The 16,067-nt window shown below is 61.9% G+C and carries 15 protein-coding genes; 12 read left to right on the top strand and 3 right to left on the bottom strand.

Features of this window, described 5'->3' with window-relative positions; genetic code table 11:
- The first annotated feature begins 40 nt into the window (after positions 1-40).
- Entirely contained in the window at positions 41-625 is a 585-nt protein-coding gene (locus P3T20_RS32745) for a TetR/AcrR family transcriptional regulator (protein WP_429289001.1), read from the top strand.
- On the opposite strand, the gene P3T20_RS32740 is transcribed toward P3T20_RS32745, so the two are convergent.
- Positions 606-1,175 carry a DUF4865 family protein gene (locus P3T20_RS32740; protein ID WP_429289000.1) on the bottom strand — a complete coding sequence of 190 codons (570 nt, stop codon included), beginning with the start codon at positions 1,173-1,175 and terminating at the stop codon, positions 606-608. The genes P3T20_RS32745 and P3T20_RS32740 overlap by 20 nt on opposite strands.
- A 357-nt stretch (positions 1,176-1,532) precedes the next feature.
- On the opposite strand from P3T20_RS32740, the gene P3T20_RS32735 reads away from it, so the two are divergent.
- The 9 genes from P3T20_RS32735 (at position 1,533) to P3T20_RS32695 (ending at position 11,204) form a co-directional block, all read left to right on the top strand.
- Positions 1,533-2,774 carry an ammonium transporter gene (locus P3T20_RS32735; protein WP_429288999.1) on the top strand — a complete coding sequence of 414 codons (1,242 nt, stop codon included), beginning with the start codon at positions 1,533-1,535 and terminating at the stop codon, positions 2,772-2,774.
- Positions 2,775-3,027: 253 nt separating this feature from the next.
- Positions 3,028-4,461, top strand: a complete 1,434-nt coding sequence (locus P3T20_RS32730; RefSeq protein WP_429288998.1) for an amidase — start codon at positions 3,028-3,030, stop codon at positions 4,459-4,461.
- Between the two features lie 89 nt (positions 4,462-4,550).
- The gene (locus P3T20_RS32725; RefSeq protein WP_074268468.1) at positions 4,551-5,309 is read left to right on the top strand and encodes a DeoR/GlpR family DNA-binding transcription regulator; all 759 of its coding nucleotides are present in this window, start codon (positions 4,551-4,553) and stop codon (positions 5,307-5,309) included.
- Positions 5,287-6,567: a Zn-dependent hydrolase gene (locus P3T20_RS32720; protein ID WP_429288997.1), complete on the top strand. Its 1,281-nt coding sequence runs from the start codon at positions 5,287-5,289 to the stop codon at positions 6,565-6,567. The genes P3T20_RS32725 and P3T20_RS32720 overlap by 23 nt, the downstream gene beginning before the upstream one ends.
- A gap of 9 nt (positions 6,568-6,576) precedes the next feature.
- A complete protein-coding gene (locus P3T20_RS32715; RefSeq protein ID WP_429288996.1) occupies positions 6,577-7,533 on the top strand; it encodes a phosphotransferase in 957 nt (318 codons plus the stop codon).
- A complete protein-coding gene (locus P3T20_RS32710; protein ID WP_429288995.1) occupies positions 7,530-8,465 on the top strand; it encodes a phosphotransferase in 936 nt (311 codons plus the stop codon). Before P3T20_RS32715 ends, P3T20_RS32710 begins: the two co-directional genes overlap by 4 nt.
- Positions 8,466-8,740: 275 nt before the next feature.
- Positions 8,741-9,001 (top strand): hypothetical protein, encoded by a 261-nt coding sequence (locus tag P3T20_RS32705; RefSeq protein ID WP_074268464.1) that lies wholly within the window; start codon positions 8,741-8,743, stop codon positions 8,999-9,001.
- Entirely contained in the window at positions 8,994-10,526 is a 1,533-nt protein-coding gene (locus P3T20_RS32700; RefSeq protein ID WP_429288994.1) for a sodium:solute symporter family protein, read from the top strand. Before P3T20_RS32705 ends, P3T20_RS32700 begins: the two co-directional genes overlap by 8 nt.
- Positions 10,527-10,550: 24 nt before the next feature.
- A complete protein-coding gene (locus P3T20_RS32695; RefSeq protein WP_429288993.1) occupies positions 10,551-11,204 on the top strand; it encodes an HAD family hydrolase in 654 nt (217 codons plus the stop codon).
- 54 nt (positions 11,205-11,258) lie between these two features.
- Here the strand turns inward: P3T20_RS32695 and P3T20_RS32690 are convergent, their stop codons facing one another.
- Positions 11,259-13,625, bottom strand: coding sequence for a DNA polymerase II (locus P3T20_RS32690; protein ID WP_429288992.1), 2,367 nt, complete (start codon positions 13,623-13,625; stop codon positions 11,259-11,261).
- A gap of 467 nt (positions 13,626-14,092) precedes the next feature.
- On the opposite strand from P3T20_RS32690, the gene P3T20_RS32685 reads away from it, so the two are divergent.
- Complete coding sequence (locus P3T20_RS32685; RefSeq protein ID WP_074268460.1) at positions 14,093-14,371, top strand: HU family DNA-binding protein; 279 nt, start codon at positions 14,093-14,095, stop codon at positions 14,369-14,371.
- Between the two features lie 184 nt (positions 14,372-14,555).
- A complete protein-coding gene (locus tag P3T20_RS32680) occupies positions 14,556-14,870 on the top strand; it encodes an antibiotic biosynthesis monooxygenase family protein (protein ID WP_074269445.1) in 315 nt (104 codons plus the stop codon).
- 37 nt (positions 14,871-14,907) lie between these two features.
- Here the strand turns inward: P3T20_RS32680 and P3T20_RS32675 are convergent, their stop codons facing one another.
- A complete protein-coding gene (locus P3T20_RS32675; RefSeq protein ID WP_074269444.1) occupies positions 14,908-15,996 on the bottom strand; it encodes a diguanylate cyclase domain-containing protein in 1,089 nt (362 codons plus the stop codon).
- Positions 15,997-16,067 lie beyond the last annotated feature (71 nt).

Below are 16,067 nucleotides of genomic sequence, written 5' to 3'. Positions count from 1 at the left end.
CAAGAATTATGTGACGATCGTCATGTAAAAGGAGAACTGGATGGCGCGCTATGCCCGAGGGCACAAGGAAGAAAGCCGTGCCCGGATAGTCGAGGCGGTTGGACGCGGGTTTCGCAAGCAAGGCTACGGTGGGGTCGGCGTGGACGGCCTGGCGCGCGAAGCGGGGGTGACCCACGGCGCGTTCTATGGCCATTTCCGCTCCAAGGCGGAAGCCTTCGGCGCGGCGGTGGCAGAGGGGTTGCGCGAACTGCGGCAGGCGGTGGAAGGCTTGCGCGCCGAGCACGGCAAGGGCTGGCTTCGAACGTTTGCTGCGTTTTACATGGGATACAAGCGGACCTGCGATCTGGGAGACGCCTGCACGCTGCCGAGCCTGTCCGTGGAAATCGAGCGGGCCGACCCAGCGTCGCGCGCCGCCTACGAAACCGAACTGCAAGGGGTGATGAAAGCGGTCGCCGCGGGTTTGCCGGAAGGCACGGATGCCGAGCGTGAGGCGCGTGCCTGGGTGCTACTGTCGCTGCTGGCCGGAGGCGTCACGCTGGCCCGTGCGGTGCCCACCGAGGCAACCAGCGAACAGATTGCCGCCGCTGTTCAGCGGGCGGTCGACGTCATCGCGGGAGGCGGCTGATTCCCGGCTGGGCAAGGTGCAGCACATCGTAGACGTCGCCGTTGCGGGCCGCATCGGCCGGCGCCGACGAGACAGTGAAGCGGATCAGGCGCCAGGCATCCAGATCGAATGCCGACCACACTGCGACCGTATCGGGACGGGCCGCGATCTCCCGATTGAGTTCGATCTCCGCGGCGTGCAACGCCTTGCGATCCGTCGCTGCACTCAGCACCCGTTCCTCGCGGTAGATCGATAGCGCCTGCTGCGCGCTGCCGCGCCGCGCGTCCAGCGGCAACCACGTCTCGATCTGCGGACGGCCGAACGCATCGATGACCGCCTGGAAACGCTCACCCATCAGAAAACGGACGGCCGCGTCCGGGTCCGACCAAAGGTATACGGAGGCGTAGACGTTGCCCGTCGCGCCATTGCGGTTGCGTTCCTGCAGCGCGAACGCCTTGCAGATCAAGCCTTCTGTGTCGTCCCAAAGCGGGCCGCGCGTGGCCGCGCGCTCGCGGATGATCTGCGTGTCGTAGTCGGCGGGCAAGCGGTGTGAATACTGCATCGCGAACATGCTGCTCTCCCTAAAGTGATGGAACGGTGCCCAGTTTGCACCGGCATGGGCTTGCAGTGAAGACCGGCAGCGAGATAGCTGTCATGACGAAAGGAAATCACGTAGCTGCGTGCGTGTTTTCCGTTTGTGCGCCAGATTCGACACTGTGGTTTACCCCCCGTCCATCTTCACGCAGCCGCCTGCCGGCGTGCTCATATCGACCTGCTGAATCCGGCAATAGCGCTCGCGCGTATTGCGCCGCCGCCGGGCGAGGACTATTTTTCGACAGCCGCTAAAACGCGAGATGAAAGGGCTGCGGCACGCGGCCGCCCAGGTTTGCCCGCTCATTTCGCACGACGACATTCAAGGAGACAAGCTGTGCTTCCCGCATCCCTGCCGATCAACGTCGGCAATACGGCCTTCATGCTGCTGTGCGCGAGCCTCGTCATGCTCATGACGCCTGGCCTCGCGTTCTTCTACGGCGGTCTGGTCGAACGCAAGAACGTGCTGTCGATCATGATGCAAAGTTTCATTTCGCTTGCATGGACGACGGTCCTCTGGTTCGCATTCGGTTACTCGATGTGCTTCGGGCCGACGTGGCACGGCATCATCGGCGACCCGACTTACTATGCATTCCTGCATGGTGTGACGTTGCAGACGATGTACACGGGCAACGATGCGGGCATTCCGCTCGTCGTTCACATCGCGTATCAGATGATGTTCGCCATCATCACGCCGGCGCTGATCACCGGCGCCTTTACGAATCGCGTGACCTTCAAGGCGTATTTTCTGTTCCTCACGGGCTGGCTCGTGCTGGTTTACTTCCCGTTCGTGCACATGGTCTGGAGTCCGGAAGGACTGTTTGCGAAGTGGGGCGTGCTCGACTATGCCGGTGGGATCGTGGTGCACAACACGGCCGGGTTTGCCGCGCTAGCTTCGGTGCTGTACGTGGGACGCCGCCATGTGATGTCGCACAAGCCGCATAACGTGCCGCTGATCGCACTGGGCACGGGTCTGCTGTGGTTCGGCTGGTACGGCTTTAACGCCGGCTCCGAGTTGCGTGTCGATGCGATCACGGCTTCGTCCTTTCTGAACACCGATATTGCAGCATCGTTTGCGGCTGTCACGTGGCTGCTGATCGAATGGCTCAATGCGCGGCAACCCAAGTTTGTCGGCCTGTTGACCGGCTCAGTAGCGGGCCTCGCGACCATCACACCCGCAGCGGGCTATGTATCGCCGAGCACGGCCGCGGTGATCGGGATTGCGGCTGGCCTGATCTGCTATTACGCGGTTGCGCTCAAAAACCGCCTCGGTCTCGACGATGCGCTCGACGTATGGGGTGTGCACGGCGTGGGAGGGTTGATCGGTACGGTGCTGCTCGGCGTGTTTGCGTCGAAGGCATGGAATCCCAATGGCGCGGATGGTCTGTTGCTCGGCGGCGGAGCGTTCTTCGTCAAGCAGTGCGTCGCGGTGATCGTCTCCGGCGTGTGGGCCTTTGTGTTCACGTGGGCGATGCTGTGGCTGATCGATCGCGTGACGGCGGTCAAGCTCGACGCGGCTGCGGAGCAGCGGGGCCTCGATACCGCATTGCACGGCGAGGTGGCGTATCTGGATGCGTGAGCGGCACCGACTCGCCTGATTACCTCAGGCTCGCAAGTTGCGCCGGTAGATCTGGCCTGATTGGGCCGCTACCGGCGCTTTTGTCTTTACTTCACCGCAGCGCTTCGCGTAACGCTCACCGGCCATTCCACCCCTTCCAGCCATCCCGCATAAGTCAACATTTCCAACATTTCCAACATTTTTATCTTGACACCCGGTTTTTGATTTGTGGAAATGGCGCCATCGCTGCAACACTTGGCTGCCAGGGGTTTTAATGTCGGACGATACGGAAGTGACCGCCATGCCGTGCGTGGTTGACGCCGCCAGGCAGATCAGATCAGGCGCCCTGACGCCCGTCGAACTGCTGGAGGCAAGCCTCGCAGCCATTAAAACCCACAATTCCACATTGCACGCCTTTGGCGACGTCTACACCGAAGCGGCGCGCGACTACGCGGAAACGCTCGCCGAGGAAGCCGCGGCCGGGCGGTTCCGCGGTCCGCTGCACGGCATTCCGTTCGGCATCAAGGATCTGTTTTCGACGCAGGGGCTGCGCACCACGCGCGGTTCGCTCACCGCGCTTGACCAGGTACCGCAACAGGATGCGCCGATCATCGCAAGACTCAAGGCGGCCGGCGCCATCATGGTCGGCAAGACCGCGACCACCGAGTTCGGCTGGACGGGCTCAAGCATTTCGCGCGTATTCGGCAATGGACGCAATCCATGGAATCCTGCGCTGACCAGCGGCGGTTCGAGTTCCGGCTCGGCGATCGCTGTCGCTGCCCGGATGGTTCCGGCAACGCTAGGCTCGGATGGCGGCGGTTCGGTGCGAATTCCAGGCTCCTTTTGCGGCGTGTTCGCATTGAAGGGTACGCTCGGACGCATTCCCACCTGGCCGTGGTCGGCCACCGAAATGCTGAGCCACGCGGGTCCGATTACCCGCACGGTGCGCGACAGCGCGCTGTTATTCGATATCCTCTCTGGTCCGGACCCGCTCGATCATCAGGCATTGCCAGCGCCAGCCGAATCGTTCTACGCACGCTGCGACGAACCGCTGCGGCCGTTGCGGCTCGCCTGGTGTCCAACGCTATTCGGCACGCCCGTCGATACGCAGGTGGCAAAGGCGGTGGGCGATGCAGTGCGCCTGATCGCCGGGCAACTGCCCGTCGCGGTGGAAGAGAAAGTGTTGCCCTGGCAAGACCCGCTGCCTGTCTTCGAAGCGCTGTGGGCAGGCGGACGCGGCATTGCCTATGGAAAATCGCTGGGACAGCAGATGGACCGGCTGGACCCGGGCTTTGCCGCACTCATCGAGCGTGCGAAAGACTTCAGTCTGGCGACCTATCTCGCGGCGATGCAGCAACGTGCGGCATTCGCGAGTCAGGTCCACACGTTGTTCGAACAGTACGATCTGCTGATTACGCCGACGGTGCCGATTCTCCCGTTCGACGCCGACAGCACCGCACCGCCTCAATATCCCGCGACGGATAGCAGCCCTGTTCCCTGGGCCCGTTGGACGCCGTTTACTTATCCATTCAACCTCTCGGGCAACCCCGCTGCTAACCTGCCATGTGGCTGGAGCAAGAGTGGGCTGCCGATTGGTTTGCAGGTTGTCGGGCCACGCTTCGCGGATGCGGACGTGTTGCAGTTCTGCGCCGCTTTCGAGGCGATCGCGCCATGGGACCAACGACTGCCCGCAATGCTCGCGGGCTGAAGCGTCGCGCACGCCGCATGAGGCGTCGCGACGTAGGCCTGGACTCAAACCCTTTTTCGGCACATCGGGTGCCACGGAAACTTTGCACTATGCTCAACCAGCCAAGGCTCGATGAAATCGTGCGGCTTCTCAGTCAGCAGCAGCGCGTTAAATCGATTGATCTGGCCACGTCCTTCGGAGTATCTGAGGAGACGATTCGCCGTGATTTCAAGTTTCTCGAAGGTCAGGGGAAACTGCGCCGCGTGCATGGCGGCGCCATTCTGCCGCGGCTCAATGAGGAACAGCCGCTGCAGGTACGCAATCGCATCAAGACGCAGGCCAAGGTAGCGCTTGCCGGTTGTGCCATGCAGATCGTCCAGGAGGGCATGGCCGTGTTTCTGGATACCGGCACGACCACGCTGGCGCTCGCGCAACGGTTGACGTCGTTTGCGAACCTGAAGGTGGTGACCAACTCACTCGATATCGCCCAGCTTCTGACGCACCAGAGCGACAACCAGGTGCTGGTGACGCCCGGCGATGTGCGCCGGAACGACAATGCTCTGATCGGCCCGCACACGCTTGAATTTGCCCGCCAGTTTCACTACGACATTGCATTCATGGGCATAGGTGGTATCGATCTCGAACTGGGTCTGATGGACTACGAAGAATCGGAGGCACTGCTGCGCAGAGCGCTTGTGAAGCATTGCGTGCGCAGCGTGATTCTCGCGGATGACGGCAAGTTCGGCCACCGCACCTTCATCAATACTTTGCCCTTCAGCGCGATCAGCACACTCGTGACGAATCGCCCTTTATCCGACGAGTTCGCAACCCGCATGGAGCACGACGATGTCGACGTTCTCCACCCCTGAGTTGCTGCTTCCGGACGAGGCGGATCTGGCTGGGTTCGCCGCCCTGTTCGAGGAAAGCTCGTTGATCGGCGCGACGGCCGGTGGCGGTCTGCATCGGCTTGCGGCATCGGAAGAGGACGGCCGCGTGCGCGACCTCTTCTGCAACTGGCTGAAGGAGCGCGGCTTCGACGTGCGGGTTGATGCGGTTGGCAATATCTTCGGACTATTGACCTTCGACGAACACGCGCCGTATGTGCTGTGCGGTTCGCACCTCGACAGTCAGCCCAGCGCGGGCCGCTTCGACGGCGTCTATGGCGTGCTGGCCGCAGCGGTGGCGATCGCGAGTCTCGCGCGGCAGATCCGCCGGCGCGGCGAACGGCCCGCCTGCAATTTATGCGTGGTCAACTGGACCAACGAGGAGGGCGCACGATTCCAGCCCAGTCTGACCGGCAGCAGCGTCTACACGGGGGCGATGCCGCTCGGGCAGGCGCTCGCCTGCCGGGACGAACGAGGCATTTCGTTGCAGGCGGCTCTCGAGAAGATCGGCTATCGCGGCGACTGGGTGCCTGACATCCGTGTCGCGGCGTATGTGGAAACGCACGTCGAACAGGGCTCGGGGCTCGAGAGCAGCAAGCTTGCGATCGGCGTGGTGCGCGAGACCTGGGCCGCGCTCAAATGGCGGGTGCGTTTCGACGGCGAACAGAACCATACGGGTCCGACTCCCATGGCGCAGCGGCGCGACGCGCTGCTGGCCGCGGCACACGCGGTCGTAGCGGTGCGCGCCGCAGCCGAACCGCATGGATTGGCCATGCACAGTTCAGTCGGACGGCTCGATGTGTATCCGAACTCGCCGAATGTCGTCGCGTCACGGGCCACACTGCTGATCGAGTTTCGCTCGCAGTCGGTCGAACGCCTGCAGGAAACGGCGGAGCAGTTTCAGCTCACGCTCGAGCACATCGCGAAACTGACGGGTACTCGTGTCGATGTCGAGGAGAAACGGCTGCGCTCGCCACTGACGCTCGACCGTGAATTATCGGACCTCGCCCACGACACCGCGGCCCAGTTGGACCTGCCCGTGGGCAACAGCGTGACGGTGGCGGGACACGACGCGATCAGCATGAGTCACGTTTATCCCACCTGCCTGATCTTTGTGCCGAGCAGCAACGGGGTATCGCACAACGAAGCTGAATTTACTGCCGAGCAGGATCTGCGAAACGGCTTGCGTGTGTTGACCGCGCTGCTGTATCGCATCTGCACCCAACCACCCGTCCGACGCTAAGGAACCGCTGTGGACACGCACACTGCCGAATCGCGGCGACTACTCGAGGCTCTGCACGCGGCTGGTTTCTCAGGCACGCTTACGCTTGAAGCGGGCACCGCTGCGATTGCTTCGCCCATGCGGCTGGCAACGGAGTGGGCGGGCTTTACTGTCAGCACCGGGGATCAGCGCTACTACGCGAAAGTGCTCTACGACGACATGAGTCCGCTGATCGACGTCACGCGCAGCGGGCGGGCCAGCGGCTGTGCGGCCGAAGCAGGCGCAGCGCCGGGTGTGCGGCTCGTCGATGCGCAGCGTGGCGTCCTGTTGTTCGACGCGCTGCCTCGCCCCGGGTGGAAATGGGCGCGCGTCGATGATCTGACCGCCCCGGATCGCCTGCAAGCGCTGTGGGCGCTCAAGCGCAAGGTCCATCGAGGACCCGTGCCTGATTTTTTACGCTCGCCGCGCGAGGACATTCAGCGGCTGCGGTCGTTGTGCGAGCGTGACGGGGTCTCGCTGCCTGCAGATGCCGCGTGGCTCGATGAGTGTGTCGATCTCGCCTGCGCGGCCTTGCAATCCGGGGAAACGCGACACGTGCCGATTCACGGCGATGGCATTGCCAGCAATGTCATGATCGGACCGCAGGGACAACTGAGCCTGATCGACTTCGACCGCGGCGGGTGCTTCGACCCGTGGTACGACGTGGCGACGACGCTCAACGACCTGTTCCAGTTCGAAGATGAGTGGCGCGCGGGCATCGCGGCTTGGGCGGGCCGCTGCGAGGAGGCCGATTATGCGCGCTGCCGCCTGTACGCACTGGTCGACGACTGGCTCTGCACGCTATCGGCAAGCTGGTCTGGCGCCACCTCGGAGCGTCAGGTGGAGTTCACCAAGCTCGGACAATGGACACTGCTGCGTTGCCGGCAAAGCGTGCAGGACGCACGGTTCGAAGCCTGGTTGCGGCAACTTCATGGAGTCGCATCATGAAGCGGTTAGGACAGGCTACAACCGCCGGGGAACACCAGATCGAGGCGGCGCTCAAGGCTATTCCTGCGTGGCGCAGCCTGACGGTCGGCTATGCGCCGGTGGGCGGCGGCATTTCAAATGCCAATTGGCGGGTCGAGGTGGAAGGGGCGTCGACGGCCTATTTCGTCAAGGTGCCGGGGCAGGGCACCGAGATGTTCGTCGATCGGCGCACCGCTCACGATGCCAGTCTCAAGGCCGCCAATACGGGTTACGGTGCGCCGGTGTTCGCCTTTCTGGAGGGACTGGGCGTTGAGGTATTCGAGTTCATGGAAGGATGGAAAGCCTCGTCGAACCGCGATTTTCTCGAGCACGACGTACGCCATAACGCGCTGCGTGCGCTCAAGGCGTTCAACGACCAGCCGCCATTGATTCAAACCAAGACAGTGTTCGACATGATCGATGAACACCAGCGGCAGGTTGCCGCCTTGAGCGCGCCCACGCCGCCCGACCATGTCTGGCTGTGCCGGCAGTTCGAGCGCGCACGCACGGCGCTGCAAAGCTCAGGAATCGATCTGAAGCCCTGCATGAACGACACGCTCGCCGGCAATTTCATGTTGAACGATCAGCGAGCGGTCCGGCTCGTCGACTTCGAGTATGCGTCGAACAACGATCCCCATTACGAGCTGGCGCTGTGGTTCGGCGAGATGTTTTTCACACCGGACATGGAGTCGGCCCTGATCGAGGAGTATTTCGGACGCGTGACGCCGCAGACTTTGGCGCGGATCGCGGTCAACAAGGCGTTGGCGGATCTCAAGTGGTCCACGTGGGCCATGGTCCAGCGTGCGGTGTCGCAAATCGACTTCGACTTCTACAAATATGGTGTCTGGAAACACATGCGGGCCCGCGCGATCATGCATGACTCCCGCTGGGAACTCTGGTTGCGACAGGCGTAACCAGCCAGGGCGACCCGTCCGCTCGCAACGCGCCGAAGAAAGCGAAGCACCCGGATGAAGCCTGGAAATCGATAGTACCTGCGAAGTTGCACCAGTTTTGGCAGTTCAGTTGTTCACTCAAGTCAGCCTGGATTTACGGATGCACCAATCTCATGAATTGTTAGGTATACGAATCACTAAGGCGGTGCGAGTGCACCAGTAAGAGCCGCAACGCTCCGCCCTCCGTATGCCAGCAGTCACCTTGTCAATCTGTCACTTGTGCGGAGGTGGAATCGATGAAAGACGCTATCAAAGTAGACCCCCGGTCGACACGAAGGATCGTGTTCGGCGCGTATTTCCTGCTCTTGCTGGCGATGGCGTTATTCCCGCCGTTCTACCTGAGCGTCAGCGGCAGCGCTGCGCTCGTCGCAGGGATTCCGTTGCCGATCTTTTACTGGGTGAGCAACGCTGTTCTCGCCGGACTGGGTGTGTGGGCGCTCTACATTGTTGAGAGCGTCAACGGTGAACTTCCCGAGGAGGGAAATCCAAATGGTTAAGTTTAGCGGCGGTAGTGATCTCTACATTACCTTCGGGATGATCGGGGTCTTTCTCGTCCTGATGATCGCAGTGCTTTATGCCACCAATCGCAAAAGCACCAGTTTCTCGGACTATGCGGTCGGCGGCCGGTCCTATGGCCCCTGGTTCATCGCGATGAGCTATACGAACTCGTGGTGGCCGGGCTCGACGTTTACGGCGTTCTTCGCGCTTTCAGTGGGTGGCGTGCTGGGTTTCTATGGCATGGTGTACGCCACCCTGGGCGTGACCGCAATGTACCTGATGGCCAATCGCGCCTGGACCTGGGGCAAGCGCTTTAATCTGACCACGCAGCCCGATCTGCTTGGGATGCGCTATAACAGCCCAGCAGTGAAGCGCATTGCTTCGCTGATCGGCATCATCTCGGTGTTCCCATGGGTCGTCATGGGCATCCAGGCGCTGGCAACGCTGTTCCAGTTCGCGAGTTTCGGACAGTGGACGGTGACGAGCTGCCTGATTGCCGGCGTGGTCATCGTTCTGATTCGCCAGTACTGGACCGTGAGCATGGGCATGCGCGGGCTCATCATGACCGACATGTTTCAGGGCATGATTGCCTATGTGCTGTGTGCGGCGCTCTGTCTGGTCCTGCTGTCCGGTGCGCAAACTTCGTACTCCCACCTGTCGCAGTTGCCGCCCAAAATGTTGATCATTCCAGGCGGTACGCACTCGACTTATGGGCCGTGGTACATGTTTAGCCTGATTTTCACGGGCGTGATCGGCTCGATGTGCTGGCCGATGAGTTTCCAGCGCATCTATACGGCAAGCGGTGTGCGCGCAGTCAAGAAGGGCACGTTGCTGACAATGCTGCTGGTGGGCGGGTTCTATTGCATCCTGATGCTCTTCGCGGCTGCCGCGAGCGGCGACCCCAAGGTGGCAGCGGATCCGCAGCACGGCTGGTTCCTGGCGCTCTTCGACGTGGGCGGTCCGTGGATGCTGGCGATTTCGATCGTGATTGTGCTGGCGGCGAGTATCGGCCACGTGGACGGCTGCGTGCAGGTATGCGGCACCCAGTTCGCGAACGACCTGGCAACTTGGACGAGGCCGCGCAGCGACCGTCAACTGACGGTGCTGGCAAAGGCCGGCATGATCGTGTTCATCGTCGCGGCGGCGGTGCTCGCCTATCTGACGTTCGACTACAGCCGCCTGCAACTGCTGGCGCAGATTTCCTATCAGGGCATCATTCAGCTCGCCGTACCATTGTTCTTCGGCATATTCTCCCGGCGCGGCAACAAGCAAGGGGCGATTGCCGGCATGCTGGTAGGCATCGCGATTGCAATCGTGCTAACCGCGATCTATCCGGACGATGTGCCCTGGCTCGGTTCGCTGACAAGCGGCATTGTCGGCCTGATCGCGAACTTCGCGGTTTTCGTCGGCTTTGCGCTGGCGCTGAAACCGTCTGCTGCCGAAGCGGCGCGAATCCAGGCGCTGTTCGACTCGGTGGAAACGGGCAAGGTCTCGATTCCTGCTGCGACATCCCTGACGACCTGAATCCATTCACTCAAAGGCAATTCGATGGCTTTGGCGATTTTCGATCTTGACGAGACGCTGATCAACGGTGACTGCGCGAGCCTGTGGAGCGAGCGGATGTGCTCGCTCGGCTGGGTGGACCGGGCTTCATTCATGCGTGAAAACGATGCGCTGATGAGCGCCTATAGCGAGGGCAAACTGGCCATGGAAGATTACATGGCTTTTAGCCTCGCTCCGCTCAAAGGGCGTACGGTCAGCGCAGTGGCGTTGCTCGTCGAGGCATTCGTCGACGAAGTCATCGAGCCGCGCATTTATGGCGATGCGCGCCGCACTGTCGACGGGCACCGCATGCAGGGCGACAGGCTGCTGGTGATCTCCGCCTCCGGTGACCACCTTGTGCGTCCGATCGCGGCGCGGTTGGGGATCGCCGAGGTGCTTGCGATCGAACTGGCGGCGGACAACGGAACGTACACGGGCGGTACGCGTGGCACGCTGACGTATCGCGAGGGCAAGGTCATTCGACTTGACGAGTGGTTGAGCGCCGGCCACGAAAACCTCGACGGTGCGAGTTTCTACTCCGACTCGCGCAACGACTTGCCGCTGCTGCAGAAGGTGACGAGGCCACACGCGGTGAATCCCGACGCCGCGTTGCGGACTTACGCAGGGCAAGCGGCGTGGCCGATTCTGGCGTGGCGGTGAGAGGTACGCCGTCGCATCCCGATCAAACGTGGCGGGTCTCATCTGCCACTCCTGTTAAAACAACTCTTTCTGCCCTGTCATCAAGGTAGCAAAATCGTCGTTCATAAACGGCAGAATCGCGTCGGCTACCGGTTGTAGCTGGCGCGTCAGATAGTGGTCGTAGTCGATCGCGGAACGCTGGGTCTCCAGCGGTTCGGGACCCGCCACCGTCATCACATACGTGATCCAGCCGCCGTTCTGATACTGCAGAGGCCGTCCTTGCCGCTGGTTGAACTCGTCGGCCATCCGCGCAGCGCGCGCATGCGGCGGCACATTTCGTCGATACTCCTCGAGATTGCGGCGCAGTCGCCGGCGATACACGAGCAACTCGTCGAACTCTCCAGTCACGGTGCGTTCGACGTAGTCACGCACAAAGTCCTGATACGGCTGCCGCTTGAAGATGCGCAGATAGAGCTGCCGCTGGAATTGCTGGGCGAGCGGAGTCCAGTCGGTGCGCACGGTCTCGAGTCCCCTGAAGACCATTTCCTCGCTGCCGTCCGGTTTGGCGACGAGTCCCGCATAGCGCTTTTTACTACCTTGTTCGGCGCCGCGGATGGTCGGCATCAGAAAGCGCTGGTAGTGCGTCTCGAACTGCAATTCAAGCGAGCTCTCAAGACCGAACGTCTGCTGCAGGTGCTCGCGCCAGAATTCGTTCACGTATTTGACGAGCGAGCGGCCGATTTGCGCCGCCTGTTCCTCGGAGCGCGCCCGCTTTAGCCACACGAAGGTGGAATCGGTGTCGCCATAGATGACCTGGTAGCCTCTCGCTTCGATCAGCTCGCGAGTGCGATGCATGATCTCGTGGCCGCGCATCGTAATGGACGACACGAGCCGTGGATCGAAAAAGCGGCAGCCGCTCGATCCCAGCACGCCGGCAAACGCATTCATGATGATCTTTAGCGCCTGCGACAGCGGTTTGTTCTTTTGCCGTTTTGCGGCTTCGCGCCCTAGCGAGATCTGACTCACGATAGCGGGCAGACTGTGCTTGCTGCGTGAGAAACGCGCACCGCGAAAGCCTACGATGGACGCGCTTTCATCGGGGTTGTTCATTCCCTCTACGAGCCCCACGGGATCGATCAGAAACGTGCGGATGATCGAGGGATAGAGGCTTTTATAGTCGAGCACCAGCACGGAGTCGTAAAGACCGGGCTGCGAATCCATCACGAAGCCACCGGGGCTGGCTTCCTCGGTAATCTCGCCGAGGTTGGGCGCCACATAGCCCTGACGGTGCATCAGCGGCATATACAGGTGCGTGAAGGCGGCCACCGATCCGCCGCTGCGGTCCGCGGCCAGCCCGGTCACCGTGGCCCGTTCCAGCAGGAACGTCAGCAGCTCGGTTTTGGCGAAGATCCGCGTGACGAGTTCGCAGTCCTTCAGGTTGTAGCGTGCGAGCGCTGGCTTGTCTTCGGCGAAGCGGCGATCGATTTCCGCCATGCGTTGATACGGATTGTCGATAGCCTTGCCTTCGCCCAGCAGCTCCTGCGCCACATATTCGAGGCTGAAGCTTGGAAAGCTCCAGGTCGCGGAGCGCAACGCTTCGATGCCGTCGATGATCAAACGCCCGGCCGCCGCGGCAAAGAAATGGTTCTGTTTGCCGCCGTGTTCACGCCACTCCATCACGTCGCCGCCACGCCCGAGGCGCAGCGGTACGGCATAACGCTGCGAATGCTCCTGCAGGACCCGCAGATCGAACTGCACCAGATTCCAGCCGATGATCCCATCGGGATCGTGCCGTTCGGTCCATTCGTTGAGTTTCTCCAGCAACCGCGCACGGCTCTCGCAATACTCGAGATCGAAGTCGAGCCCGCTGGCATCGCCATTGGCTGGGCCCAGCATATACACCTGACGTTGCCCGCAGCCTTCCAGCGCAATGGAATACAACTCGCCGTGCGCGGTGGTTTCGATATCGAGCGAGACCAGCTTCAACGCCGGACGATAAGCGGTGTCCGGCTTCATCTCCCCGTTGAGCCAGCGGCCTTCGCCATCCGGCTCGCCGCCGAACCAGACCGGCGCCGTGATAAAGCGCTCCATCAGATAGCGTTCGTGCGGACGGATGTCCGCCTCGTAGACGTCGACGCCATACTCCTTCAACTGCTTTTCGAGCTTGAGCAACTGGCGATATTGACGGCAGTACAACCCAAGAACCGGACGCTGATGAAAATCTTTCAGGGCGAGGGGGCGGAGTTCGAACTGGCGTTCGTTGCGTAATACCCGTTCGGCGAGCTCGCGCTGCTCGGCCGGAATGAACGCCACCGACGTCTGGGGCGGCAGGCGCAAGTGGTGCGGACCGCTCGCGGTCGCCAGCCAGAAGTCGACTTCTGTGCCAGCCGGCGTGTCGCGCCAATGTCGGGTCAGAAGGAAACCCTGCTGTTGTTGAACCACACTGCAACCTTTTATGAACCCGTTATAAAACTGTTTATTCGACTATTTTACTTGGCAATTTGACCGGGGCTGCGTCTTCGGGACGGTGCGAAACCTCGCCGGACGCCTCACGGCGGCCCGGCTGGCGGCTTGTTGGTGTAAGACGGGGTAAGGCTGTGCAGCGCGGAACTTCGGCGAAAACCCACTAAACAACGCCGAAAATCCCGGTGTGACGCGCTTTCACGACGTGATGCAAGGTGGCCTGGCAGCGCACCCCGGCCGCCTCCAAGGTGTCCAGATGCCCCTGAACAGGGCTTCCGGAAGCTGGGAACTGAGCCGGCCGCCGGCCTGTCGTAACCTGCTGAAGGCGCGTGCGGCCGGGCAATCAAGGGTCCGGGGGTTTGCGCAGAAGCGCCTGGATGAGGTAGGGTGGCGGGTCTGGCGCTGTTTGAAGGCGCTGGTTCTATCAATACAGAAAGGGATGTTCAATGAACAAGCAGGAACTGATTGACGCAGTTGCGGCTGCGACGGGCGAAAGCAAAACGGCCACCGGCAAGTCGATCGATGCGATCATCGAAGCGGTGACGAGCGCAGTGTCCAAGGGCGAAACCGTTCAGCTGATCGGCTTCGGAGCCTTCTCGACCGGTTCGCGCGCAGCGCGCGTCGGCCGTAATCCGTCAACCGGCGCGGAAATCCAGATCGCCGCAGCCAAGACGGTCAAGTTCGTCGCCGGCAAGGCATTCAAGGACGCGGTTAACGCCTCCTGATCGCTCCGTCGATCCCGCGCAGCTAGCCACCCCCACAGGGGAGGCGCTGCGCGGCGCTTGCGGGCTCACGGCACGCTGGTCAGCTGGCGCGGCGAGCCCGTTTCTGGGTCCGCTTCTTACGGCTTGTTGTCCACGCATGCGTGCAATGGGCTACGAAACCGCGTCCGATCCGAGGGAATCCATCATGTACATCGCGATGAACCGTTTCAAAGTCGCTCTCGGTTCAGAGAGCGCGTTCGAAACGCTTTGGACGAGCCGGGACACGCATCTGAAAGACGTGCCGGGCTTCATCGAATTTCATCTGCTGCGAGGGCCGCGGAAAGAGGACCATGTGCTGTATTCCAGCCACACGGTCTGGGCCGATCATGCGGCATTCGAAGGCTGGACCAGTTCGGATGCATTCCGCGCGGCGCACCGCAACGCAGGAGGGGAAACCCGTTCGTTGTATCTCGGGCACCCTGAATTCGAAGGCTTCGAAGTCATCCAGACGGTGAAGTAACACGCCGAAGGTGGTGAGGCCGTTGCCCACCACCGTATCAATCCCCCGTCAGCACCACCAGATTCTTGCCGTCGCGCTTCGCCTTGTACAAGGCCAGATCCGCTGCCTCGATCAATGAAGTCATCGGCGACTCTGCGCTTGGAACAACGGATGCCCCGCCGATACTGATCGTCACATATTGCCCCGTCGACGAATTCGCGTGTGGCACCTGTAACGCCTCCACCTGGCTGCGAATCTTTTCCGCGAGGGTGCGTATGCCTCCGAGCGGCGTCCCCGGCAGCACCACCGCAAACTCTTCGCCGCCGAAGCGCGCGGCCAGGTCGCCAGGACGGCCGAGGCAGGCTTCCACAGTTGCGGCAATCTGCTTGAGCACTTCGTCGCCTGCCACGTGGCCATACGTGTCGTTGTAGAGCTTGAAGTTGTCGACGTCGATCATCAGGAACGACATTTCGCTCTGGTCACGTGCGCCGCGGCGCCATTCGGCGCTGAGATACTCGTCGAGGTAACGGCGGTTCGACAAGCCGGTCAGGCCGTCGGAATGCGTGAGCCGCCGCAACTCGAGGTTGGCTTCGAGCAGTTGCTGCTGCGATTCGCGCAGCGCGCGATATGCCTCGTCGCGCTGCAGCAGATTGATATGCGAGCGCGAGTGATAACGGATGCGCGCGACCAGTTCGATCCGGTCCGGCAGCTTGACGAGATAGTCGTTCGCCCCTGCCGCGAAGGCTGCGCTTTTGATGACCGGCTCTTCCTTGGTCGACAGCACGATGATCGGCACATCACGGATAGCGGGCGTCGCGCGATAGGCTTTGACGAGCGTCAGGCCGTCAATGCCGGGCATCACGAGATCCTGCAGGATCACCGTCGGCCGCGTGTTGACGGCGGCCTTCATGGCCTCATCGGCGCGCGCGCAGTAATGGAAGTCGATACCGTCCTCGCCCGCGAGCGCCTGCCGGATCGCCTCGGCGACGATCGCCTGATCGTCGACCAGCAGCACCATCACCGGCTGTTCCGCCGCAGGCGGTGTTTGCAGCGTCCTGCGTGCCGCTTCGAGCGTCGCATCGGCGCCGTCGGTTGCGGAGGCTGCTGCGGCTTGCTGGTCAGGCGAGCCAGACTGATTATTTGCCATGTTGATACCCGTGTTCGTACCCGTGTCGCAAGCTCGCGTCACGGGTGTGTTGCCATTCATGCCAATACGCT

The sequence above is a fragment of the Paraburkholderia sp. GAS206C genome, from assembly GCF_050435645.1.
Classification (GTDB): domain Bacteria; phylum Pseudomonadota; class Gammaproteobacteria; order Burkholderiales; family Burkholderiaceae; genus Paraburkholderia; species Paraburkholderia phenazinium_B.
This window is presented reverse-complemented; position numbering and strand designations above follow the sequence as displayed.

What these genes read in the sequence shown, in the direction of transcription:
- P3T20_RS32745 (WP_429289001.1), top strand. Translation starts at nt 41, where the DNA reads ATGGCGCGCTATGCCCGAGGGCACAAGGAAGAAAGCCGTGCCCGGATA.
- P3T20_RS32740 (WP_429289000.1), bottom strand. Translation starts at nt 1,175, where the DNA reads ATGTTCGCGATGCAGTATTCACACCGCTTGCCCGCCGACTACGACACG.
- P3T20_RS32730 (WP_429288998.1), top strand. Translation starts at nt 3,028, where the DNA reads ATGTCGGACGATACGGAAGTGACCGCCATGCCGTGCGTGGTTGACGCC.
- P3T20_RS32725 (WP_074268468.1), top strand. Translation starts at nt 4,551, where the DNA reads ATGCTCAACCAGCCAAGGCTCGATGAAATCGTGCGGCTTCTCAGTCAG.
- P3T20_RS32720 (WP_429288997.1), top strand. Translation starts at nt 5,287, where the DNA reads ATGTCGACGTTCTCCACCCCTGAGTTGCTGCTTCCGGACGAGGCGGAT.
- P3T20_RS32710 (WP_429288995.1), top strand. Translation starts at nt 7,530, where the DNA reads ATGAAGCGGTTAGGACAGGCTACAACCGCCGGGGAACACCAGATCGAG.
- P3T20_RS32705 (WP_074268464.1), top strand. Translation starts at nt 8,741, where the DNA reads ATGAAAGACGCTATCAAAGTAGACCCCCGGTCGACACGAAGGATCGTG.
- P3T20_RS32700 (WP_429288994.1), top strand. Translation starts at nt 8,994, where the DNA reads ATGGTTAAGTTTAGCGGCGGTAGTGATCTCTACATTACCTTCGGGATG.
- P3T20_RS32695 (WP_429288993.1), top strand. Translation starts at nt 10,551, where the DNA reads ATGGCTTTGGCGATTTTCGATCTTGACGAGACGCTGATCAACGGTGAC.
- P3T20_RS32685 (WP_074268460.1), top strand. Translation starts at nt 14,093, where the DNA reads ATGAACAAGCAGGAACTGATTGACGCAGTTGCGGCTGCGACGGGCGAA.
- P3T20_RS32680 (WP_074269445.1), top strand. Translation starts at nt 14,556, where the DNA reads ATGTACATCGCGATGAACCGTTTCAAAGTCGCTCTCGGTTCAGAGAGC.
- P3T20_RS32675 (WP_074269444.1), bottom strand. Translation starts at nt 15,996, where the DNA reads ATGGCAAATAATCAGTCTGGCTCGCCTGACCAGCAAGCCGCAGCAGCC.